19 protein-coding genes are annotated in these 24,058 nt (G+C 60.6%); 13 read left to right on the top strand and 6 right to left on the bottom strand.

Annotated elements, in window-relative coordinates:
• Nucleotides 1–15 precede the first annotated feature (15 nt).
• The 10 genes from WAW39_RS26940 (at nt 16) to WAW39_RS26895 (ending at nt 14,499) form a co-directional block, all read left to right on the top strand.
• On the top strand, nt 16–1,359 hold the full coding sequence (locus tag WAW39_RS26940; RefSeq protein ID WP_422322268.1) for a DUF1501 domain-containing protein: 1,344 nt from the start codon (nt 16–18) through the stop codon (nt 1,357–1,359).
• Between the two features lie 118 nt (nt 1,360–1,477).
• On the top strand, nt 1,478–2,608 hold the full coding sequence (locus WAW39_RS26935) for a Re/Si-specific NAD(P)(+) transhydrogenase subunit alpha (protein WP_422322266.1): 1,131 nt from the start codon (nt 1,478–1,480) through the stop codon (nt 2,606–2,608).
• Between the two features lie 6 nt (nt 2,609–2,614).
• Nucleotides 2,615–2,896, top strand: a complete 282-nt coding sequence (locus tag WAW39_RS26930; RefSeq protein ID WP_422322264.1) for an NAD(P) transhydrogenase subunit alpha — start codon at nt 2,615–2,617, stop codon at nt 2,894–2,896.
• A gap of 43 nt (nt 2,897–2,939) precedes the next feature.
• Nucleotides 2,940–4,331: an NAD(P)(+) transhydrogenase (Re/Si-specific) subunit beta gene (locus WAW39_RS26925; RefSeq protein ID WP_422322262.1), complete on the top strand. Its 1,392-nt coding sequence runs from the start codon at nt 2,940–2,942 to the stop codon at nt 4,329–4,331.
• Nucleotides 4,332–4,644: 313 nt separating this feature from the next.
• Nucleotides 4,645–5,631 (top strand): 3-keto-disaccharide hydrolase, encoded by a 987-nt coding sequence (locus tag WAW39_RS26920; RefSeq protein ID WP_422322260.1) that lies wholly within the window; start codon nt 4,645–4,647, stop codon nt 5,629–5,631.
• A gap of 194 nt (nt 5,632–5,825) precedes the next feature.
• A complete protein-coding gene (locus WAW39_RS26915) occupies nt 5,826–6,782 on the top strand; it encodes a cell division protein FtsQ/DivIB (protein ID WP_422322258.1) in 957 nt (318 codons plus the stop codon).
• Between the two features lie 5 nt (nt 6,783–6,787).
• On the top strand, nt 6,788–8,005 hold the full coding sequence (ftsA, locus tag WAW39_RS26910; protein WP_422322256.1) for a cell division protein FtsA: 1,218 nt from the start codon (nt 6,788–6,790) through the stop codon (nt 8,003–8,005).
• Nucleotides 8,006–8,042: 37 nt separating this feature from the next.
• Nucleotides 8,043–9,764: a hypothetical protein gene (locus WAW39_RS26905; protein ID WP_422322254.1), complete on the top strand. Its 1,722-nt coding sequence runs from the start codon at nt 8,043–8,045 to the stop codon at nt 9,762–9,764.
• Between the two features lie 52 nt (nt 9,765–9,816).
• On the top strand, nt 9,817–11,136 hold the full coding sequence (locus WAW39_RS26900) for a dipeptidase (protein WP_422322252.1): 1,320 nt from the start codon (nt 9,817–9,819) through the stop codon (nt 11,134–11,136).
• Nucleotides 11,137–11,238: 102 nt separating this feature from the next.
• The gene (locus WAW39_RS26895) at nt 11,239–14,499 is read left to right on the top strand and encodes a PSD1 and planctomycete cytochrome C domain-containing protein (RefSeq protein ID WP_422322250.1); all 3,261 of its coding nucleotides are present in this window, start codon (nt 11,239–11,241) and stop codon (nt 14,497–14,499) included.
• A gap of 9 nt (nt 14,500–14,508) precedes the next feature.
• On the opposite strand, the gene WAW39_RS26890 is transcribed toward WAW39_RS26895, so the two are convergent.
• The 4 genes from WAW39_RS26890 to WAW39_RS26875 all read right to left on the bottom strand — a co-directional run bounded on the left by WAW39_RS26890 (nt 14,509) and on the right by WAW39_RS26875 (nt 19,678).
• Nucleotides 14,509–16,266, bottom strand: coding sequence for a hypothetical protein (locus WAW39_RS26890; protein ID WP_422322248.1), 1,758 nt, complete (start codon nt 16,264–16,266; stop codon nt 14,509–14,511).
• Between the two features lie 132 nt (nt 16,267–16,398).
• Entirely contained in the window at nt 16,399–17,025 is a 627-nt protein-coding gene (locus WAW39_RS26885) for a PEP-CTERM sorting domain-containing protein (RefSeq protein ID WP_422322246.1), read from the bottom strand.
• A 23-nt stretch (nt 17,026–17,048) separates the two neighbouring features.
• Entirely contained in the window at nt 17,049–18,974 is a 1,926-nt protein-coding gene (locus WAW39_RS26880) for an alkaline phosphatase (RefSeq protein WP_422322244.1), read from the bottom strand.
• A complete protein-coding gene (locus WAW39_RS26875; RefSeq protein ID WP_422322242.1) occupies nt 18,971–19,678 on the bottom strand; it encodes a hypothetical protein in 708 nt (235 codons plus the stop codon). Before WAW39_RS26875 ends, WAW39_RS26880 begins: the two co-directional genes overlap by 4 nt.
• A gap of 287 nt (nt 19,679–19,965) precedes the next feature.
• On the opposite strand from WAW39_RS26875, the gene WAW39_RS26870 reads away from it, so the two are divergent.
• Both WAW39_RS26870 and WAW39_RS26865 read left to right on the top strand, forming a co-directional pair.
• Entirely contained in the window at nt 19,966–20,868 is a 903-nt protein-coding gene (locus WAW39_RS26870; RefSeq protein WP_422322241.1) for a hypothetical protein, read from the top strand.
• A 169-nt stretch (nt 20,869–21,037) separates the two neighbouring features.
• On the top strand, nt 21,038–22,507 hold the full coding sequence (locus tag WAW39_RS26865) for a DUF1501 domain-containing protein (protein WP_422322240.1): 1,470 nt from the start codon (nt 21,038–21,040) through the stop codon (nt 22,505–22,507).
• Nucleotides 22,508–22,555: 48 nt separating this feature from the next.
• On the opposite strand, the gene WAW39_RS26860 is transcribed toward WAW39_RS26865, so the two are convergent.
• On the bottom strand, nt 22,556–23,095 hold the full coding sequence (locus tag WAW39_RS26860) for a lipocalin family protein (RefSeq protein WP_422322239.1): 540 nt from the start codon (nt 23,093–23,095) through the stop codon (nt 22,556–22,558).
• A gap of 57 nt (nt 23,096–23,152) precedes the next feature.
• On the opposite strand from WAW39_RS26860, the gene WAW39_RS26855 reads away from it, so the two are divergent.
• Nucleotides 23,153–23,890, top strand: coding sequence for a YqjF family protein (locus WAW39_RS26855; protein WP_422322238.1), 738 nt, complete (start codon nt 23,153–23,155; stop codon nt 23,888–23,890).
• On the opposite strand, the gene WAW39_RS26850 is transcribed toward WAW39_RS26855, so the two are convergent.
• Nucleotides 23,880–24,050 carry a hypothetical protein gene (locus WAW39_RS26850; protein WP_422322237.1) on the bottom strand — a complete coding sequence of 57 codons (171 nt, stop codon included), beginning with the start codon at nt 24,048–24,050 and terminating at the stop codon, nt 23,880–23,882. The genes WAW39_RS26855 and WAW39_RS26850 overlap by 11 nt on opposite strands.
• Nucleotides 24,051–24,058: the final 8 nt, after the last annotated feature.

Below are 24,058 nucleotides of genomic sequence, written 5' to 3'. Positions count from 1 at the left end.
CATGCATTCACGTTCATGAACCCGCGTCTGCGGGATGGCGTGGTCGTCCATAGCAGGCGCTCGGTTTTGAAAACGAGCCTCGCAGGCCTGGGCGGCCTCACCCTGCCTGCGCTGACGAAGCTGCGTGCGGAGGGCAAGACCACCAAGAGCGGCAAAGCGGTGATCCTGCTCTGGATGACCGGCGGCCCCTCGCAGATCGACACCTGGGACCCAAAGCCTGACCGCCCGCGTGAGATTCGCGGCCCGTTCAAAACGATCCCCACCAAACTGCCCGGCACGCATATCTGCGAGTATCTGCCCAAGCAGGCCGCCATGCTGGACAAGTTCACGCTCATCCGCTCGGTGAACTGCCGCTTCAGCAACCATGAGCCCAACATGGTCATGCAGACGGCGAACCTCGCCAACGAGCCGCGCACGAATCCAAAGGCGAAGTACTATCCCTCGTTCGGCAGCATCGTGGCCAAGCATCGCGGGGCCAATCATCCGGCCATGCCGCCGTATGTCGTGCTGAACATGAAATCGCGCTCGCACGTCGCGTGGGGCGGCTACCTCGGCACGCAGTATGATCCCTTCGATGGCAGCAGCGCCACCAAGCTCTTCCAGCTTCCCTCCGGCCTCAGCATGGACCGCCTGCAAGCGCGCCAGACGCTGAGCAAACAAATGGACGGCCTGCGTGCCGACATCGATGCCAGCGGCATGATGAGCGCCATGGACAGCTTTTCGCAGACCGCCTTCGACATCGTCGCCGGTGGCCGGGCGCAGGAGGCTTTTGATCTGAGCAAGGAACCGCAAAAAGTGCGCGACCGCTACGGCGAGCACGATTGGGCCAAGCAGGCGCTGCTCGCACGCCGTCTCGTGGAGCGCGGCTCATCCTTCGTCACCATTGATCTCAGCAATCATGGCGCCTCCGGCACCTGGGACAATCACGGCGACAACATCCCGCCCTACGGCGGCATCTGGAACGGCCTGCGCCCGCTGCTGCCAGTGTTCGACCACGTCATCACCACGCTGGTCAGCGACCTCGCCGAGCGCGGCCTGCTCGAAAACACGCTCGTCATCACCATGGGCGAGTTTGGCCGCACGCCCACACTCGGCACACAGGGCAGCACGGATGGCCGCAACCACTGGCCCTACGTCATGTCCATGTCTCTCGCCGGTGGCGGCTTCCGTCATGGCCAGGTCATCGGTGCCTCTGACAAAGACGGCGGGCTGATTGATGAACGCCCCGTCACTCCCGGCGATCTCGCCGCCACCATCTACCACCACATGGGCGTCCCGCTGGATACGATTTACACGGATCACCAGGGCAGGCCCAACTTCATCGTGGATCAGGGCGCGCCGTTGCGAGAGCTTATCTGAACCTGAGCGTTCAGCTCTGCCCGCTAGGGCCGTAGCCTATCCACGCACTCTCCTTTCATTCTTTACATGATGCGGGCCAGGTGTCAGGCTTTGTCATCGTTCGTGTCCTCCCATCCAGATGACTGTCGCTGTTCCCAAAGAAACCCATGCGGGAGAAACGCGCACCGCCTTGGTGCCTGAGCACGTGGCCAAGCTTGTGGCCCTGGGGGCTCAGATTGAAGTGGAATCCGGACTCGGCCTTTTCTGCGGTCACAGTGACATGGATTACACGAGAGCCGGCGCAGCAGTGCGGACAGATCTCACTGCGCTGCTTGCAGCAGCAGATGTCATCCTCCAAGTGCGCAAGCCAACGCTCGATGAAGTGAGCGCCCTGCGTGAAGGCGCAGTGTTCATCGCGCTGCTCGATCCGTTTCAATCACCCGAATTGATCCGTGCGCTGGCGGCCCGCAATGTGAGCGCCATCAGCATGGAGCTTGTGCCGCGCAGCACACGGGCGCAGAAGATGGATGTGCTCTCCTCTCAGGCGAGTCTGGCGGGCTATGCCGCCGTGATCGTGGCCGCAGGGCAGTCAGGGAAGATTTTCCCGATGATGATGACGCCTGCAGGCACGATCAAGCCGGTGAAGGTTTTCATCATCGGTGCAGGCGTGGCAGGGCTGCAGGCCATCGCCACGGCCAAACGTCTCGGCGCCAAGGTGGAGGCCTTCGATACGCGCCCCGTCGTTGAAGAGCAGGTAAAATCACTCGGCGCGAAGTTCGTGAAAATCGACGTGGGTGAGACCGGGCAGACAGAAGGCGGTTATGCCAAGGCGCTGACCGATGACCAGCTCAAACTCCAGCGCGAAGGCATGGCGCGCGTGTGCGCAGAGTCGGACATCGTCATCACGGCGGCGCAGGTTTTTGGCAGGCGTGCTCCAGTGCTGCTCACCAGCGAGATGCTGGATGCGATGAAACCCGGCAGCGTCGTGGTGGATCTCGCCGTCGAGAGCGGCGGCAACGTCGAAGGCGTGGTGGCAGATCAGATCATCGATCGCAAGGGTGTGAAGATCGTCGGCATCGCCAGCCTTCCGGGCCGCGTGCCGGTGCATGCCAGCCAGATGTACTCGTCCAATGTCACCGCACTGCTCACGGAGTTCTGGGACAAGGAGACGCAGGCGCTGAAGCTGAACCTGGACGATGACATTCTCAAAAGCTGCGTCGTCACCCACGGCGGACGCATCGTGAACGACAAACTCGCCACCGCCACCTGACCTGCCATGACCGTGGAAATGCTCATCTTTGTCATCTTCGTGCTGTCGGTCTTTCTCGGCTTCGAGCTCATCTCCAAGGTGCCGTCCATGCTGCACACGCCGCTGATGTCCGGCACGAACGCGATCCACGGCATCATCCTGCTCGGCGGCATGCTGGCGCTGGCCGAGGCCGAGGGCTTCCTGCAATCCGCCGCCGGATTTGCCGCCGTCGTGCTGGGTTCCGCCAATGTGTTCGGCGGCTTCATGGTCACCGACCGCATGCTGCAAATGTTCAAACGCAAGAAGTGAGACAACCGGAACAAAGTGGAGATAGACGAAGTCAACCGCCCCCATGATCACCTCCTTTGCCTTTCTGCTCGCTTCTGTTCTGTTCATCCTCGGCATCAAACTGCTGGCCTCCCCCAAAACCGCGCGGCGGGGAAATCTCATCGCCGGTCTGGGCATGGTGCTCGCTCTGCTGGCGGTGCTGCCGCAGATGCATGGCCCTCACGGTGAAGGCGTGTCACTGTGGAAGTGGCTGCTGATCTTCGTTGGGATTCTGCTGGGTCTGGTCGTGGGTGCTGCAGGCGCCTACAAGGTGAAGATGACCGCCATGCCGCAGATGGTGGCGCTCTTCAATGGTGCCGGAGGTGGTGCGGCAGCCTTGGTGGCGGCCATCGAGTTTGCGCATCTCACTTCAGATTCGAGCCTGAAGTTTGTGGTGTCGATGCTGTGCGCAGCGATGATCGGCGCGGTATCGCTGTCCGGCAGCATCATCGCCTTCTTCAAGCTCGAAGGCCATTTCGACAAACCGGTGACCTATCCCGCGCAGCAGTTGCTGAACGGCCTGCTCTTCGTGGTTAGCCTGCTGTTGGCGCTCGCGATGGCCGCAGGCTCGCACAGCATGGTGCTCATGGGTTTGTTCCTGGTGATCGCGCTCGCACTGGGCGTCCTCATGGTCATGCCCATCGGCGGCGCGGACATGCCGGTGGTCATCTCTCTGCTAAATTCCTTCACCGGCCTCGCCGTCGCGGCGGACGGCTTTGCCATCGACAACGTCGCCATGATCATCGCCGGCACGCTCGTCGGCTCCTCCGGCACCATCCTGACTCTGGCCATGTGCCAGGCCATGAACCGCCCCGTGACGAATGTGCTCTTCAGCGCCTTTGGCAAAGTGGATGCCGCCGCCAGCGCAGCAGTCGCTGCCACGGGCAGTGTGAAATCCGTGCAGGCGGATGAGGCCGCCCTGCTGCTCGGCATGGCAGGACGGGTGGTCATCGTGCCCGGCTACGGTCTCGCCGTGGCACAGGCGCAGCATCAGGTGCGGCAGCTGTCGGATGAACTCGCCAAAAAAGGCGTCGAAGTCAGCTTTGCCATCCATCCCGTCGCCGGACGCATGCCCGGTCACATGAACGTCCTGCTGGCCGAGGCCGATGTGCCCTACGACCAGCTGATTGAAATGGAGACGATCAACCCCGAGATGGACCGTGTGGACGTCTGTCTCGTCATTGGCGCCAACGACGTGGTGAATCCCGCCGCGCACGAAGACAAGACCAGCCCCATCTACGGCATGCCCATCATCGAAGCCGAAAAGGCAGGGACCGTGATCGTCATGAAGCGCAGCATGGGCAAAGGTTTCGCCGGCATCGAAAACGCCCTCTTCCTCCGCGACAACTGCCGCATGCTTTTTGGCGATGCCAAGGCGTCCTTGCAGGAGCTGGTGACGCTGGTGAAGGCGGGGTAGCCGACCCAGGGCTCAGTCACCATGGATGCCCTCGCAGCAGTACGGCGACACCTCCAAATGCACTTGTATGCAGCCGCCCTCCTTCTCGCCTGCACCTTCCAAGAGTTTCCGCCCGGCGGGTGAGGGCAGAGGGAAAAGACACCAACGGCGAGTGTCAAATCCCATCGAAGGAGTAGGGTTTGGTGCCAGTTTGGCCCTCGTGGCCCTTGGCCCCAGAGCCTACCGACGGAGGGGGATCGGTACGACGCTGACGCGTTCGCAGCATCTCTCCTTGAACTGGCGTAAGTTGTTACGCTCGTCACATTCCCTGACCATGCGCCTCCTCCTCACCGCCCTTCTGTTTGCCACAGTCGTTCATGCCCAGCAGCCTGCGGCACCGAAACCGAAGGCCTTCACCGATCCAGCACAGACGGACGAGGATTTTGCGATTCAAGGCGAGTATGTGGGTGAAATCGACGGCAAAAGCTACGGCGTGCAAATCTGGGCGCAGGGCGGCGGGAAATTCGAAGCGGTGAGCCATCTCGGCGGCCTGCCGGGTGCGGGTTGGGATGGGGACCGGAGCACGATCACCCGGGTCGTCGGCACACGGGCGGCAGGCGAAAAGACCGCCTCGTTTACAGCATCAGACGGCACCATCAAAGCGGAGGTGAACGGCGCGAGTATCCTGGTGAACAATGCTGACGGCCTGAAAATCATGGAGCTCAACCGCACCAATCGCGAATCCCCCACCCTGGGTGCCCCGCCGCCGGAGAATGCGACGGTGCTGTTTGATGGAAAGGGGGTGAACCGTTTCCCCCATTCGCGTGTGGATGAGAAAATCGGCGCTCTGATGGAGGGGATCACCAGCGAGGACACCTTTGGCGACTGCAGCCTGCATGTGGAGTTCCTCCTGCCCTACATGCCCGATGCGCGGGGCCAAGGCCGGGGCAACAGCGGCCTCTACCTGCAAGGCCGCTACGAGGTGCAGATGCTCGACAGCTTTGCCCTCGAAGGAAAGGACAACGAGTGTGGCGGGTTGTACAAGATCGCCGCTCCCAAGGTGAACATGTGCCTGCCGCCGCTGACCTGGCAGACCTATGATGTTGATTTCACCGCTGCCAAATACGATGCCGGCGACCAGAAGACCGCGAATGCGAAGATCACCGTCAAACACAACGGCGTGGTGATTCACGAGAATCAGGAACTGCCCGGCGCGACGACCTCAGCTCCTAACAAAGAGGCCCCCAGCCCGGGTCCGGTTTACCTCCAGAACCATGGAAATCCGGTCCGCTACCGCAATATCTGGGTGGTGAAAAAGTAACGCTGACATCGCATCTGCCGCAGGATAACGGACGAATTGCGCCGCAAAAATGTGAATAACCCAAGCCCCTAGGAATACGGGGGTCGCATTTTTTCGCGAATAATTATGGCAATCGGACTGGGAATCTATTATTTAAGGCCCATTAACTACCAATTCCGCCTGTGTTCGGAACTGGCCTTTTTGTACGCCCGCTCATGTCTGCTGCCAAGAATGGCTCGAAAAAATCAGCCAAGCGCCCTTCCCGCAAGCGCAAGGGAACGGGCACCCACGTAATCGACTATCAGCCGGAATCTCCGGTCATTCGCGAGCATGAGGCCGTGGAGCGCCGCCGCCGCGGCTTCCGTACTGCCATGTGGCTGATCACGGCGATGATCGTGGTCGGCATCGGCTGGGTGACGTGGCACGAAGCTTTGGAAAAGAATTCGCAGTTCATGCTGAAGACCGTGGAGGTGAACACGGAGGGCACCCTCACGCGGCAGCAGCTCGTGGCCGCCACCGGCCTCACCGAAGCCACCAACCTGCTCACCATGAACCTGCGCGAAGTGCGCGCGAAGATTGAACGCCTGCCCCAGGTGAAGTCGGCGGTGATCCATCGTGACTACCACGGCAAGCTTACGCTCGATGTCGTGCAGCGCCTGCCAGTGGCCTGGATGGAATGCCCCAAGCACAAGCTCATGGGACCGCTGACCGGCAAAGGCTGCCTGATTGACGCGGAAGGTGCGCTGGTGCCCTGCAACGTCATCACCCGGGACTATCTCGCGATGCCTCGCATCCAGTTCCCGAACCTCAGCGAAGCCACTCCCGGCAAGCCATCTCCAGACATGCAGGTGCACGCCGCGCTTCGCCTGATGGAGAAGCTCCAAAAGCGCCAGCAGGATGACCATCCGGCGCTGGAAATGATCGAAATTCCGAATCCATGGTCGCTCGTCGCCCATTTCAACGGTGACACCAAAATCACCTTTGGCGTTGATGACATGGACCCGCAGCTGGCGCGCTTTGACCGCGTCATGCATGAGGCGCGCGCACGCAAATGGCGCCTCGCCACGCTGAACTTGATCGCCACCACCAACACCCCCGCCACTTTTCATGAAACGCCGGATGTCACCGGGCTGAATCTGGCGGACACCGCCTCCACTCCACCCGCACGCTGAAACTCATGGCCAAAAGCACTATTTACGCAGGTCTTGAAATCGGAACTCACAAGATCTGCGTCGTCGTGGGTGAAGCCAAGCGTGACGGAGCCATCAAGATTCTCGGTGTCGGCCAGGCTCCTTCCCGTGGCGTGCGCAAAGGCGAGATCGTGGATTTCGAAAAGGTCCAGACCTGTGTGAACGATGCGCTCGTGCGTGCGGAAGACCGCAGCGATGTGATGATCCGCAATGTCTTCCTCGGCGTCACCGGGGCGCACATCGAAAGCTTGAACAATCGTGGCCGTCACCGCCTGCCGGACGATCAAACTGAAATCAGCGAGGACGATGTGGAAGAAGCGAAGGAAATCGCTCGCAGTGTGTCCATTCCCCAGTCCAATGTCTTTCTGCACAGCGTCACACGGCAGTACATTGTGGACGGGCAGGAGGCCGTGCGCCAGCCCATCGGCCGCGAGGGCCGTGTGCTGGAGGCGGACTACCACATCATCCACGGCGTCCGTGGCCGGGTGCAGAATGCCATCCGCTGTGTGCGTGAAATTCCGCTCGAAGTGGAGGACGTTGTCTTCAATCCGGTTGCTGCTGCACAGGTCGTGCTGACTCGTGAGGCGAAAATGCAGGGTGCGCTCATGATCGACTTCGGTGCCGGCACTTGTGACTACGTCTTGTATGAAGACGGCATGATCACCGCCTCCGGGTGCGTCCCCCTTGGCGGTGACCACATCACCAATGATGTCTCGATGGCGCTGCAGATCCCGAACGGACGCGCCGAACGCCTCAAGGTGGAGGAAGGCAGCGTGCTCTATGACGAGGTACCGGAAGGCGAAATGCTCAGCATCGAGGACGACACTGGCTTGATCCTCGGCGAGATCGAACGTGCGTTTTTGAATGAGGTCATGAACCTCCGTACTAAAGAAATACTTATTCAGGTGAAGGTGCGTGTGGAGGATCACCTCGGTCGTCTCGGCGCAGGCATTTACCTCACGGGCGGTGTCAGCATGATGAAAGGCGTTGACGTGGTGGCCCGCGAAGTGTTTGGGATCAAAGTCACGCGCGCAGGTTCGGCTCCCGTCAGCGGCATCACCGCCACTTTCGAGAATCCCCAATACTCCGCTCCGATCGGCCTCATTCGTTATGCGCAGATTCTTGACAGCGAGAAGCCTTTTCTCTCCCCCTTGAAGCGCCTTGGCCGACGCATGCAGGAGCTCCTCTCATCCGTCACACTTTAATTTAATAACAGCAGCCCAACCTTAACCACCCACGATTATGGTAGAATACGACCGCTCCCAATCACCTGAAGGTGCCAGTACGGCGGCACCGCGCATCTGCATCGTCGGTGTCGGCGGCGCGGGTTCCAACGTTGTCGATCGCATCACCCTGGACCGCATCGTGGATGCCACGCTGGTCTGCGCGCATACGGATGTGCGGGTGCTCGGTCATTCCATGGCGCCGGTGAAAATTCAGCTGGGGGCCGAGCTCATGAAGGGCATCGGTGCAGGCGGCGATCCAGATCTCGGACGTGAGGCGGCGCTGTTCTCCCGCGAGCAGATTCGTCAGGCCATTGAGAATCACGACATCATCTTCATCAGCGCCGGACTCGGCGGCGGCACCGGCAGCGGCGCGGCCCCTGTCATCGCTGAAATCGCGAAGAACACCGGTGCTCTGGTGCTCGTCGTCGCCACCATGCCGTTCAGCTTCGAAGGTCGCCGGCGTCTGGCCCAGGCCGAGGAGGCGCTGGAACTGCTGCAAAAGCGTGCGGATGCCCTCGTGCTGTTTGAAAACAACCGCATGGGCGAGCTCATCCTGCCGAAGGATGGCATTCAGAAAGCCTTCAATCAGGCGGACCAGCTCATTGCCCAGAGCCTGCGCGCCATCTCCACCATCACCACCACGCCTGGTCTGGTGAAGCTCGGCCTGGACGACCTCACCTCCGCGCTGGCCAATGCCAACGGCCGCTGCCTCTTTGGCTTCGGCGAAGCCCGCGGCCAGAACCGTGGAGCCGAGGCGCTCAAGAAGGCGCTCAAGAGCCCGCTCATCGACTCCGGCCGTCTCCTGCACCAGACAAAGAACCTGCTGGTCCACGTCGCTGGCGGCGAATCGCTTACCTTGGTCGAAGTCGAGGGTGTCATGAAGCAGCTGGGACGTCATGTGCCGGATCAAACCCACATTCTCTTCGGCCTCGGAGTCGATGCGAAACTGGGAGACGCCGTCGCCGTCACTCTCATCAGTTCGCTGGGACTCAATCAGCTCAACGCTCACGCCACCGCAGCACCACCTTCGGAAATGCTCCAGCCCCGCGCTGAGCTGCCCGCCCCTGTCGCAGCCCCGGCTCCGGCCCCTGCTCCTGTCATAACCCCTGCCCCGGCTCCCAAACGCGAGATCCATGCCAAGAAGGCCCCATCCCCGTATGCGCCGCCCGTGGAGTCTCCCCCAGATTTGCTCTTCAAGTCCGAAGAGTTCGCCTCCGTTCCTGCCGTCGGTGAAGCCTTTCCTTTGAGCAGCCTCCAGGCTGAAGCCGCCAAAGTGCAGCCCGTGGAGCTGCCAGTGGCCCATGTGGAAGAGCCGCCTGCCTTTGACGGTTTCGAGCCCTTTGAGGATCTCGCTCCTCCACCCATGATCGCTTCCACTCCCGAAACGGCACGCATTCCAGTGCGCACCCCTGCCGCGAAGGAACTTGCCGATGCCGCCCGTAGCACCAAGGAATCCACCCTCGCCGCCGTCGTGGCCCGCAGCGTCACCTTGCAGACCGAAGTCTCTGCTGCGCAGGACGACCTCATTTCATTCGACGAACCAGAGCCTGAATCGACCACCATCAGCGCCACCGCCGTCCTCACCCGCAAGGCCACTGCCACGGCTGAAAGCCAGCAGACCTTCAGCCTCGGTGAAGAAGACCGCGGTCGTTTCAAGGACACCGAACCTTCGATCGTGCAAGGTGAGGACCTCGACGTCCCGACTTGGATGCGCCTGAAGAAGAAGCTCCGCCGCTAGACTGTGCATTTGCTGCTCTAAAACTGCAGCCCAGGCGCGTTTGTTCACCCGCATGAACGCTCCTTTCACACGCCGTCGCCTGCTTCAATCGCTGCCCCTTGCTGCCTGCGCGGGCAGTTTCAACATCCTCGCCCGTTCGCAGGAGGCCAAGAAATCATGGATCACCGGCAATCCGGCCATCGACAAGCCGCGTGAAATCGCCCTCGGCCTGCTGAAGCCCACGCAAGCGCAGATTGACCACGCATGGGAGCTGCATTTCGGCTCCGTCGTCTTTGAAAGCTACGGCTTTGCACCCCGCTGTGCCGTCGATGCGGAGGCCATGAACGAGGCGATCAAATCCGGCATGAGCGCCGCAGAAATCAACGACCTGCGCGAATCCATGTCCATGAACCGCAACGCGACGAATGAACGAGAGCGCAAAGAATTCCTCGATGCCTTCCACGCCGCCGGCGTGACCTGCATTTTTCAAAACACCGGCGAAGAAGGCAGCGACCCGCTGCGGCTGATCAAACGCCTCGCGCATTTCACTAAAGCGACGGATCTGCTGAAACCCACGCTTTCCAAAGTGGTCACGTCCGAGGAAATAGTGGCGCTGAAAAAGTCCGGGAACGTCGGCCTCTGCTTCACAACGAACGGTGTGCCGCTGATGCAGGACTGGGAGAGCGTGAGGGATGAGCTGCGCTTCATACGCATCTTCCATGAGCTGGGCACCCGCATGATGCACGTGACCTACAACCGGCGCAATCCGCTGGGCGATGGAGCCGGGGAACCGCACGACGGCGGCCTGAGTGATTTCGGCCATGCGGCTGTAGCGGAGATGAACAAGATCGGTGTCATCGCCGATGTGGCGCACAGCGGCTGGAAGACGGCTTACGACGCGGCCAAAGCCAGCACACGCCCCATGGTGGCCAGCCACACGACTTGCTGCGGCGTTTACGAGCACTTTCGCGGCAAGCCGGACGACACCATCAAGGCCATTTGCGACACCGACGGCTTGGTGGGCATCTGCTGCATCCCGCGCTTCCTCGGCGGCAAAGGCGACATCACCGCGCTGCTCGATCACCTCGACCATCTCATCAAGAAATTCGGGGCCAAGCACGCCGCCATCGGCTGCGATGTGGCCTACACCTCGCGTTTTGACAAAGAGGAGCGGGCCAAACTGCTCAAAGCCCCCGGCGGCAGCGCGGACAAATGGGAGCATCTCTGGCCGAAGGACGACTACGTGACGAGCATCGAGGCAGAGCAGAGCGTCGCCTGGTCCAACTGGCCGCTTTTCACCCTCGGCATGATCATGCGCGGCCACAGCGACGAGACCATCCGGCAGGTCATCGGCGGCAACATGCTGCGGGTGCTGAAGGCAAATCAGGTCTGAAAAGTGACAAAAACCGCATTTTACTACCTGCAAGGTGGCACGTTCGCTGCGCGTTTGGTTTTTGACGGGAAGTGATGTAGAATCCCCCAGTCGAACCCCCACATGACCCTGCGTTTCCAGTTTCCCTCTCTCGTTTTGGGCGGCCTTGCCGTCGCAAGTTCCCTTGCCTCGGCTGCCGAGTCCTTTCCGCCTGACCAGATCGAGTTCTTCGAGAAAACCATCCGTCCCGTGCTCGCGGAGCGCTGCTACGATTGCCATGGCGCGCACAAGCATCAAAACGGCCTGCGTCTTGACTCGCGGGCGGCGATCATTCACGGCAGCGATTACGGCAAGGTTGTGGAACCCGGCAATCCGAGCGCCAGCAAGCTGATCAAAGCCATCAACCATGTGGCAGGTGTCGAGGCCATGCCCAAGAAGGGCGACAAGCTGCCTGCGCCCCAGGTCGCGGCGATCGAAAAATGGATCAGCATGGGCCTGCCGTGGCCTGCAGAGGCTGCTGTGGCGGAGCATGCCAAAGCCGACCCGATGCAGCACTGGGCCTACAAGCCGGTGCAAAAGCCCGCCCTGCCCGCTGGTTTTACCGGCAATCCCATCGACGCCTTCGTCGGTGCCAAACTCAAGGCAGCCGGACTCGATTTCGCCGCGCCTGCCGATCCGGCCACGCTGACGCGCCGCATCCACCTCACGCTCACCGGATTGCCGCCGACTTTCGACGAGTTGCAGAAGAATCATTCACCTCAGACGCTGATCCCTCAACTCCTCAGCCAGCCTGCCTATGGCGAGCGCTGGGCGCGCTTCTGGCTCGATGTGGTGCGCTATGCGGACACGAACGGCTATCAGGTGGCTGGCCGCAGCAATTACTACCCTTTCGCCTACACGTATCGCGACTGGATCGTGAAAGCCCTGAACGATGACATGCCTTATGACCAGTTTGTGAGCTACCAGCTCGCGGCGGATCGCATGACCGCAGGCACGCCGAATTCGCCGAATCTCGCGGCGCTGGGCTTCTACAACGTTGGCGAGCGTTTCATCAATGACCGTCTGCTCATCGCCGATGACCGCATCGATGTCATCGGTCGTGGCCTCCTCGGACTCACAGTTGCATGCGCACGCTGCCATGATCACAAATTCGATCCGATCCCGAGCCGCGACTACTATGCGATGTACAGCATCCTGAACAGCAGCGACGAACCGGATGACACGGCAATGCCCATCATCGGCAAGGCGGCCAATGAAAAAGATCAGCAGGACTACGATGCCAAGGTGGCTGAGATCGCGAAGAAGGAGCTCGACTTCAAACGCACCGTTTATGACGAGTTCAGGAAGCCGGAGCGTCTGGCTGAATACCTCGCTTTCGCCCAGGACTCGGTGGACATCAAAGACACCACCGTATTCAAAGGCAAGGCCGGCCAGGTCAAGCTGCGTGACCGCGTGGCCAGCCAATGGCGCGACTTCCTGAATCGCTACGCTCTGAGTGCAAAGCCGCACTCGACGATGATTGCCTGGAATCGCTTCGCCAAACTTCCTGAGGCGGAGTTTGCTGCGAAATCAGGCGCCATTGCGCAAGAACTGGCCAAGCCGGAAAGCGGCTGCACGCCGGAGATCGCCGCCGCCTTTACGCAGACACCGCCGAAGTCCATGAAGGACGTCGCCCTGGCCTACGCACGCATCATTCTCGACAGCAAGGTGGAGCCGATGCGTCAACTCATGCAGGACAAGCTTTCGCCCATGTCAGTGCCAGTGGAAGGGGCAAACACGTTCTTCACCCGCAAGGACAGCGAGACCGTGGTGCGCCTCACCAACGAGCGCACCAAACTCGACAGCACGCACCCCGGTGCACCGCCACGCGCCATGGTGATGGTGGACAAACCGAAGCCGCAGGATGTGCGCGTCTATATCCGCGGCAATCCGGCGCGTCAGGGCGATCCGGCACCGCGCGCGTGGCTTACGATGTTCGGCGGTGAAAAATTTACCGACGGCAGCGGACGTCTGGATCTGGCGAAACACATCGCCAGCAAGGACAATCCGCTCACGGCGCGCGTCATTGTGAACCGCGTGTGGCTGCAGCATTTCGGCAAGCCTCTCGTCTCCCAGACCAGTGACTTCGGTGTGCAGACCGCGAAGCCTGTGCAGGCAGATCTGCTCGACTACCTTGCCGCCACCTTCATGGAAAACGGCTGGAGCTTGAAGAAGCTGCACACGCTGATCCTCACCTCCCGCACCTTCCAGCAGAGCAGCCATGCCACGCCGGAAAAAACCACCAAGGATGCTGAGAACGATCTGCTCAGCCGCTTCAACCGACAGCGCCTGGACTATGAAACCATGCGTGATGCGATCCTGTCCGCCACCGGCGAACTCAACACCAGCAAGCACGGTGGACGCGCCGTGGAGCTGAACGCGAAGGATGCCGACACCCTGCGCACCGTTTACCTCAAAGTGGACCGCTATGATCAGGCAAGCGTGCCGGCGATGTTTGACTTCGCCAATCCAGACGGCCACAGCCCACAGCGTTTCAACACCACCGTGCCGCAGCAGGCGCTGTTTCTGATGAACAGCCCCTTCATGCGCGCCCGAGCCGATGCCATCGCCAAAGCCACGCCGCAGGCAGGAACCACGCTCGACTCTGAAGCCATCCGCGCGATGTACCGCCGCGTGCTCGCCCGCGATCCGAAGCCCGATGAAGTCGAACTGGCCCAGCGCTTCGCCGCTGATGCCACCGCGCTCAATGCCGAGAAGCCCTTCCGCTGGAGCTACGGCACGATGAAGTTTGCGCGCACTCCCGAAGGCAAGCCGTCCTTCACCGAGTTCCAGGCCTTCACGCAACTGACGGATCGTGGCGGTGGCGGTCAGAAAGTCTGGAGCCCCGGCCCCAAAATCCCCGATCCTAAATGGGGTCACGTCTTCTGGGCCAACTACGGTGCCCACGCCGCTCCAAGCGAATACAGCGTCACCGCACGCTGGCATGTGCCGACTGACATGAAAATCTCCATCGACAGCGTCCTGAGCCGCAGCAGCGACCGTGGCGATGGCGTCCGCGCCTGGGTTTACAATGAGCGCACCGGCATCCTGGCCGAACAGCTTTGCAACCCGCAGAACAAAAAGATGCCCGTCCAGCTCACCACCGACGTGAAACGCGGCGACACCCTCTGCTTCATCGTTCACAACGAAGGCGGCACCGACAGCGACAGCTTCGACTGGCAGCCCACCATCAGCCGCGCCGACAACGGCGAAGTGCTCACCCATTCCAAAGCCGACTTCTGCGACGCCAGCCGCTGGCCCATCGGCCGCGCCCGCCCGCAAAGCGCCCTCAGCCAGCTCGCGCAAGTGCTGCTGATGAGCAACGAGTTCATGTTTGAGGATTGAGCCCCCCGGTCACTTGGCGAGGGCCAGCAGTCGTGTTTCCTCCGGCAGCAGGAGAGATTCGGGAATGCGCTCGGCAATTTGAAACGCGGCGGCCTGATCTCCGCCGACGGCTATCATGGCGGCAAGCACCGCACGAAGTCCCGGCGGCCACGCTCCAGCCTTGATTCCACGCAGTGCCGCGTGCAACGACGGGGGCTGGCGCAAACGGTAGGCGGACAGAGCCCTGAGCAGCAGGAGCCGCCCTTCGGCTTCCGAGCCAGGCTCCATGCGGATCTCCACGATCCTGGCTGCGATGACTTCCATCGACTTTCCGGCAAGGAGCGCCAGATAGTCGGCCCGAAAGGCATTCCAATCATTGCCGGGTGTGAGCCTGGCGATCTCCGCCGCAAGGCCAAGCATGGCGGAGGTGTCGCCAAGCCTGGAATGCATGGTCAAAGCCTTCTCCATCATGGCGAGTCGCACCATCGGGGCCGTCGCGAGCGAGGCCGCCGCCTGATAAAATTCCGCCGCGAGATGCTTGAAGTCGTGCTGATCGGAAAAAGCAGCCGCACCTATGACATCTTCCAGCCCGTCTTTTGCACCCTTGGCGCTTTTCAGGGCCAGTTCAAGGTGCTGACGGGCCGCAACCTCTCCAGCAGCCTGCTCCACTGCGAGACGCGCATGCCACAGATTGAATACCACGCCGCCAAGAGTCCTTTCCATCGCGGGCCCCAGCAAACGGCGCAATTCATCCCAGCGGTGTGTTTGCGCCAGGGCGTCGAGCTTGAGCTTCAGCAGCGGCGGAGCCAGCTCTGCCGCCGTGACCTCATTCTCTGCAGGAATGAACTTCAGCAGACGCTCGTGTTCATTCAACTCGGCGAGCCACTCCGCCAAAAGGATCTTCGCGTCATTCCCGGCGGACGCGGCACGTGTCGTTTCGCGGTCCAGGACAGACTCGCGTTCGGCAGGAGCCCCTTTGAGCCACGCCCCCAATGCGGCGAAACGCTCCGGACCAGGTGAGTCACGGGTCAGGCGCTCCAGTTCGGCCGCTTCGCGCGTGGTCAGCGCAGGATCAGCCGCCAGCAAAATCACGGCCCTGCTTTTGATGGCCCCATGGGTGTCGCGGGCCAGATCCCACATCTGCTGACGCCCACGCAGGTGAACTGCGGCGTAAGGCTGCGTGTAATCGAGCAGCGCCGTCTTGAAACGGGACTCCGCATCCGGCGAGACTTCCGAAAGCGCGGTTCGTATCTTCGTCGCTGCCTTTCCATGCTCGCCTGCCTGTTTGAGCATGATGGCGTCCAGCATCGCGGCTTCAGGTCCGGCACGTTCCGCTGGCGGCAGGAGATTGAGCGCTTCGTGGGCTGCGTCCAGATCACCGCGTTTCAACTCACTTCGGGCCAGGTTGAGCAGATCGTCCTTGTCCGCCGCTCCTTGGGCGACAAGCCGCTTGAATGACTGGATGGCATCCTCAGGTGAGGTTTGAACTCGCATTTGAAACAGCGCAATCGCACGAATCACATCCGGATCATTCGGTGCCTTGAGGGAGGCTTCACTGAGAACACGCGCGGACTCCGACCACATGCCCCGGCTCATCAGTTCCTCTGCGATCCGCAAGCTGCCGGCCGCCTGCCACGAACGCCAATGACGCATCACCGTGCTGCCCCCAAGCCAGGCCGCGAACAGCAGGACAAATGCTGCAAACAGAATCCAAGTCAGCCACGGTTTAGACGGCCTGGCGACAAGTTCGTCAGGAAATCTCCTTTTGCGCCGGCTCGTCTGGGACATGTGTCTTCTCTCGTGAAAAAATCGGCAGGCGGCCTGCGGGAAGATGCGAAATTATTGTCACCTTGACCCGCCTGGGCATGAAACGGCCCGGCGAAGCGAACTCCGCCGGGCCATTCCGAATCAGCTAAACAATCAAGCCCGGCGGCGGCGGAACACCGCCACACCTGCGAACAGCCCCAGCAGCAGAGCCCGCGAGGGCTCTGGAACGGCCGACACAGTCATGCTGGCATTGTCATAGAACGCGCCTGATGGCAGCACCACCTTGCTGACACCTGTGAGCGAAAGCGCCTGGTTTACTGAGAAACCGGACACTGTCTGATCCACCGAGATGCTGTACAAGAGAGCGTCCAAGGAGTCGTAGAACTCCACATTGGTGCCAAAAGGCGTGCCAAGCGTGCTGTTGTCCAGCGTCACGGCGAAGGACGAGATGTCCTGCGGAGTCGTGAAACTGAACAGCACAGCCTGATCCACCGCGTCCAGCGCATTGCCGGAGATGGCAGCGCCATAGCCGCGTGCTGAAGGGTCTCCGAAGGCAAGGGCCGGAGCGGTCAGATCAGCACGATAGCTCGGAACGGGCAACGGATCGCCATTGCCATCCACTGTCTCGATGTAAGCATAGTCCGCTGAGAGCGAACCGACGAGCGGATCGCCCGTGATGGAAGGCGTGGCACTGCTGCTGAAGGGGAAGGTCAGCACCGTGGCGGCCTGCGAGCTGGCGCACATGGCGGCAACAGCCAGGAATGGAAGTAATTTCTTCATGGGAAACGAAGATGGACTGTGAATTACTTCGCGCCGCCAATCGCGGCCTGCATGGCCTTGAAGAAGGCGTCCGTGTTGTCGAACACACCGGTGAATGCTGCCGCGCCGCGACCACCTGCGGAGAGCGGGATGTCGGAAGCGGTGTGGACGGCGCTTTGCACGCCGGTGCCGGGTTGCTGGCCGGTAACCAAGTAGCCGGTGGTGGTGTTACGTGCCTGGGGAGACACGTTGTAGCTGGGGTTGGAGCGCCAGGTTTCGTAACGGTCGGAGTTTCCAGCGTAGCCGATGATCATGCGGTAGTCCACGTCCATCGTGGTCGGGTAGCCATCGCCAGCAATCGTGTAGGCGGGAAACTTGGCATTGTCGTAAGTGCCGACGATGCCTTTGAGGCTGCCCACGGCGGTGCTCTGCAGAGCGGCGTCGGTGACAGTGCTGCCGCCACTGATGGCAATACCAGCGCACTCATGGTCAGCGGTGACGATGATAAGCGTGTCCGGATTGGCCACCTGGAAGGCGATGCACTTAGCAACGGCCTTGTCGAACTCAATGGCGTCATGCACCCAGCGCTCAGTGTCCATGTTGTGGGCCTGTTTGTCGATGGAGGCACCTTCGATCATCATGACGAAGCCGTTGGCGTTTTTGCTGAGCACCGTGAGGGCCTTGTCGGTCATTTCTTCCAACAGGGGCTGATCAGGATAGGTGGCGATGAGACTGCCGGGAGCGATGGTGGCAGCATTGCGGCGATGCGCGATTTTGTCGTAACTGACGTCCATGTGGCCGGAGTTGAAGAGGCCGAGGAGCTTGGTTTCGCTGCCGGTCATGGCGTTGAGGCCTGCAAGGTCAGGGGCGTAGTAGAAGCCTGCGGTCTGGAAGTCGGCGATCAGGTTGCGATTAGGATCCACGGAACCGGCGGGGACGCTCCAGCCTGCCTGCACGTCCGAAGGAACGACATAATCACCACCGCTTGAAGTGGAGCTGTTCACACGGCCGCTGCCGGCGCCTGCGCTGCCATCGAGAGGCAGGAACCACTTGCGGCCACCGCCCATCAGGACGTGGAGGTTGTGATTGAGGGCGGCTTCGTCGAGATACATGTCACAGATGCCGGTGCCAGCGCCGCGGTCCTGAGTGGACACCGCGAAGGCGGCTGGTGTGGCGTCTTCCACGTCAGCCGTGGTCACGATGCCGAGCCATTTGCCCTGAGTGCGGGCGAGGTAGCTGCCCATGTGCTCGATGCGAGGATTGTCCCACTTGTCATTGGTGTCATCAGGAAACACGCCTTCCTGGCCATTGTTGGCCTTGTTGCCCGTGGAATAGCAATGAGCGCCAGGTGCGGAGTCCGTCACGATGGAGTTCAGGGAGTGGGTGACCACGATGCCGGTGACCGGCAGCGTGTCGATGGCGAGAGGGTCGTTCGACTTGCCAAGAGAGGCACCCTTGGAGACGATGCGGGCCGCCGTGCGGTGGGCGATGCCCGTGCCGTCACCGATGAGCCAGATGATGTTCTTCGCCTTGCGACCAGCATTGAGCGTGATGCTGGCGATTTCGAAGTTGCCCGTGCCGGTTGCGACCAAGCTATCGCTCTGAGTGGCCTCGACGACGAGTGTTTTCACACCAGCTGTTGAGTTGGAGTATCCACGAATCGTGGCGCTAAACCTGTCACCACCGATGGAGGTGATGGCGGACGCACCGCTGGCTGCTGTGACAGGGGAGCCGTTGACCTTGAAAACGACACTGGTGATCGTCTTGCCTGCATCCGCCTGGATGGTGGCCTGGAGGTCAAAACGCTGCGCGGGAAGAAAACGCGAGATGTAGGGAGGGGTGGCATCGGCGTAGGTGAACAGCGCGCTGGGGGGATTGAGGCGTGTCACGGTGGGGGCAGCGAAGGCGTTGCCAAGGGCGAAAAGCCCGGTGATGGCGGCAATGAATTTGCCTGAGTTTTGTAACTTCATAGTTTGTCGGGATGGTGGGTGGTGCTGTTTCTGTTTCTTCGTGGGTTGAAGAAAGGGGGTGGGGTGGTCGAGGGTGGCAGTGCGCCGAGATCGCTCGGGATCGGAATGGCCCTGCCGAGCTGCAGCGCGACTGGTTTTCGAAGCTCTAGCGGAACCCCCGTGGCGGCATCCGTGACCGCATGGCATTGAAGGCGTATGTGGGAGACGCGTCCACTCTGCTCCTGCCTTGGTCCGAGCTCCAGCGTGCCGTAAAGAGTCAATTTCTCCTGCCGCCATGCAGGTGCGCAGTTCTTTTTCACCGGCAGGATGACCTGGATCAGGCTGGGCGGCAGACTGTCCGCAAGTCCTTCTTCGCGTTCATCATAAGCGTGCTGTGTTTCACAGAAGAAAAAAATGGCAGGGTCGATGTTGTCGTTGCGCAGCATGAACCCCGTGAGAGCCACTCGTTTGCCAGTAAGCGCCCTGGCTTTGGCGGTGTATTCCAGCCCTTTCGGTCCTGCGGGCATCACAAAAATCTCTTCAAACTTCAAGGCGACACTCGAAGAGTCTTCATACGGCACGACAGGAGACGCATCCGCTGAAGCAGCGGCGTCCGAATCACGGTTGTGCGCCACCGCCGCAGCGTCTTTGCCAGCCAGCATGAGCAACCCCAATCCGGTCAGGAGGATCACTGGCACAACAAACGATAGCGACTTCAAGTTCATGAGTCACGAATCGAGCATCCATCTGCTGTCGTCTCAAACGAGCTAATTCAACGCTTTCGTTGAAGATACAAAATCTTTTCAATTTAGTCTTCGACACTGGTGTAACACGCATGCTATTCGACTTAGAGTACTCCAAGTTAAGGCAACTCATTTCTTATAAGGCATGACATATTATTGTTAACTTTGTGTCACTTGCCAATCGGTCCAGTTAAATTGACCTACTGTCAGTGAGTACAAGTTATCCGCGCAACAAAGCAGCAGCAACTTCGCGGCATCTGATCGCCCGGATGATTCCACAGGTCATGACATCAAGCCGTGAACCGCATTGCTTCGGCATGCGTGCCGGTGCCATGGGTGCTCATTGCTTTTTCAAGTTTCTCCCGCTTGTTTTTACTCTTGCAGGCAGCCTGGCCTGGGCACAGGAGCACGCAGCATTCCGGCCCCCGAAAGGCTACGCAGTCGAGCGCTATGAGACAGGGTGGAACAAAAATCCATTCACCCTCAAGACAGCTCCTGTTTTGGTACCGCAGGCTTCTTATGCCAAGGATCTGGCTATCGCCTCCATCTACGGAGACAGGCGTGATCTGACGGTCTCCGTCGTCAACGTCAAGACTCATGAGCGGTTCCTTCTCAAAGCTGGACAGCCAAACGCCCAAGGAATCGAGCTTAAAGAAGCAAGCGTCGGACTTGGTCGCAAAGATACGGTCATTCGTATCGCGATGGGTGCCGAACTCTGTGAGGTGCGCTATGACAACGGTTACTTGATGCAGCTTGCCGCCTCCGCAGGTGCCCGAACAGACTCTGCCACCCTGCAACTTAGGCAGCAAATCATGCAGCAGCAACCGGGACAGCCAACCACACCTTCACCTACAACACCACAGCAACAGTCGCTTGCTCGTGGCCGCAGCCCAATCTCTGGAGCGGCGGGATTTGCTCCAACGTCCTTGCCGAACGATCAGCCTGCTTATGCCGCCGGTTCAATCGCCCCGCAGTACTCAGGCTTAGCGAATGCCTCATCCGGTGGCAAGCCTGCAGCAGTCGGCGATCGCCCGTTGCCGACGGGCAGCCGCAGTGACACAGGCGCATCTTCATTGGTAGATCAAATTCTTGGCACGGGGATTCTCCCGCCAAGGCGATATACGTTCAGGACGGGAAATGAGCCCATCATTCCTCACCCAGACCCCCAGTGAGGTGAATTTAAAGCCATGAGAGCCGCCGGTCATCGTTCAGCATGATCCCCGCCCGGGGCATGGAGTTTCCTGCCCAGCCTCGACGAACTTCCCCCAAAATGGCAAGATCGGCCCTTCCTTGTCGTACATGCCCCCGATATTGACCTTCCATCTCAACCCCTAGCACACCATGTTCCGCATCCCAGGCGTTCCCGGTAAAGACCTTTGCGACAAAAACCTCGGCTTCTCGCGGCGTGACATTCTGCGCGTGGGCGGCGGATCCATGATGGGCCTCACGCTCAACAACGTGCTCCGTGGCCAGGCCATGGCGGCGAATTCTCCGAACGCAGGACGCGCAGGCTGGGGCAAGGCCAAGCATGTGCTCATGATCTACCTGCAGGGCGGCCCATCACATCTCGACCTGTGGGACCCGAAGGCAAACGTGCCGGACAACGTGCGCAGCGCCTTCAAAACGATCCCGACGAAGGTTCCCGGCAAGCACTTCACCGAGATCCTTCCGGGCCTCGCGAAGGTGAACGACAAGTTCACGATGATCAATTCGATGAGCTACACGCCGAATGGTCTCTTCAACCACACGGCGGCGATTTATCAGATCATGACCGGCTACACGACCGACAAGGTCAGCCCCTCCGGCCAGCTTGAGCCGCCAAACGCGAAAGACTTCCCGAACTTCGGCAGCAACATCGTGCGCCTCAAGCCGCTGCAGGAGCCGATGCTCCCCTTCGTGCAGCTGCCACGTCCGTTGCAGGAATCCAACGTCGTCGGAAAAGGCGGCGGCGCAGGCTTCCTCGGCAAAGCCTACGAGCCCTACACGCTCTTCCCCGATGGCGATGACCTCGACATGGGCAAGATGGACCGCATCAAGATCGACGACCTCCAGCTGCGCCCTGACCTCTTCAGCGTGCGCCTTGAGCGCCGTGCCAAGCTGCGTGACGCCATCAATGACCAGATGCCGCAGATCGAAGCTGCGGTGAAGGACATGAGCCTGGACAGCTACTACAGCCAGGCCCTGAACCTCATCTCCAGCGGCCGTGCGCGCGATGCCTTTGCCCTCGACCGTGAGCCTGAGAAACTGCGTGACCGCTACGGCCGCAACACCTTCGGTCAGAGCTGCCTGCTCGCCCGTCGTCTGCTCGAAGCTGGCACGCGTGTCGTCGAAGTCATCTGGCCCAAAGTTGCGAATTCCGACAACCATTCCTGGGACCACCATGCGGGCCTCACCGAGCGCATGAAGAACAAATCCGGCCCCATGCTGGACCAGGGCCTCAGCGCTTTGTTTGATGATCTGGATGCCAGCGGCCTGCTCGATGAAACCATCGTCGTGGCCCTCGGCGAATTCGGACGCAGCCCGGAAAAAGGCGTGTCCACCAGCGGCAACAGCAACAGCGCCGACGGTCGTGACCACTGGCCTTACTGCTACACCGCCATCGTCGGTGGTGCCGGCATCAAGCGCGGCTACGTTCACGGCAAATCGGACGCCACGGGCTCCGCCCCCGTCGAAGACGCCGTGCATCCGACCGAACTCCTCGCCACCATTTACCACGCCGTCGGCATTGATCCCGAGACGATTGTTTACAATCATCTCAACCAGCCGCGTGAACTGGTGAAGGCCAAGCCGGTGACGAAGCTGTTTGCTTGATCTAATCGCAATCAAAGAGGCAGGGCGAAAGCTCTGCCTCTTTTTTGTTTACTCTGACTTCTGCGGCACCTTGGCCAGCAAGCGTGTGTCATAGCCCTGCTTTGCCATGCGCTCCAGAATGCCGCGATAAGTGGCGTCATCCAGCACCGGCTTCCGGCTTAGCACCCAGGCCAGTTTGCGGTTGGGATAGCCAATCACGCTCCACTGGTAGTCGGCATCGAGGTCGATGATGAGATAAGGCACCCGCAGCGGCCAGATGAACTGCACGCGCCACTCGGCATTGGTGGTCTTGTTGTGAACCCAGGCCACCCCCTTCCACTGCTCCAGCGGCGCGTCGAGGCTGCCGCGGCGGAACAGGAAGATGTTGTCCATTTTGCCATCGGGACGCAGCGCGTAGCGATCCAGCGTGCCCACTTTGCCGTTTTCCAGAGAGTACGGGATGTTTGCAAAAACGTACCAGTCACCCACATAGCGTTTAAGATCGACGTGGGGAACTGTTTGCAAGGGAGCGGGTTTCATGGAGGAGCAGGAGATGAGGCCGAGCAGCGAGAGCAACAGGAAGCCGAGGGTCGATGAACGATAGCGCATGCTTGGTGAACGAATCCGGGCGACGCCTGGGTGCGAATTCAAGCGTATCATCCCGGCATGCCAGCCATCCCCACGCACGAATCCCGCCTCGCCTTCCGTGATCGTCCGACGCGCGCGCGCATGATGCATCAGCGCTGGGAGAGTCTGCTTTTCCTGCACTGGCTCTGGGATGCGGCGGAGATTCAGCGCACTCTGCCGCCCGGTTTGTACGTGGACACGTTTCAAGGCGATGCATGGCTCGCCATTGTGCCGTTTTACATGCGGGGCATACGTCCGCGCTTCTGCCCGCCGGTGCCCGGCATCAGCGATTTCCTCGAACTCAACGTGCGGACTTACGTGCACGATGAGCGGGGCCGGCCCGGAGTGTGGTTTTACTCGCTGGATTGCAACCAGCGGCTCGCGGTCTGGACGGCGCGCACCTTCTTCCATCTGCCCTATCAAAACGCCCGCATGAGTGCGCAATTGAGCGATGGCTGCATCGACTACCGCTGTCAGCGAAGTGGTGCACTGAACGAGTCACATTTTCGCTATCGAATTGCCGCAAAATCGCAGGTCGCAGAACCCGGCTCGCTCGCCTTTTTTCTCGCCGAGCGCTACCTGCTTTTCTCCCAGACGCCACGTGGCATCCGATGCGGGCAGGTTCACCATATGCCTTACCCGCTTGCAGAAGCCAGTCTGGAGGCATGGGATGTGAATGCTCTCCTACAGGCCGGATTCACGGACCCGCAACGCCCGCCGGATCACATCATTGGCTCGTCGGGTGTTGATGTGGCGGTCTATCCCCTCACCGCATGAACACCGAGATGCCTTCGTCAACGAGAGGCTTGGCGGCGCGCAGTTTCTTGTCGGCGGAGGAGAGCTGCTTGTCGCCGCTGAGATACTCCGGAATGTTTTCCGTGGTGGGGCTGAAGCGAATGCTCACCTTCCCCTCCAGTTTGCCGCCTTTCGACAACATGGTCTCAA

The sequence above is a fragment of the Prosthecobacter sp. genome, from assembly GCF_049294395.1.
In the GTDB taxonomy this organism is placed as follows: Bacteria; Verrucomicrobiota; Verrucomicrobiia; order Verrucomicrobiales; family Verrucomicrobiaceae; genus Prosthecobacter.
The sequence above is the reverse complement of the archived record's forward strand: the minus strand, read 5'-3'. Positions and strand labels throughout refer to the sequence as shown.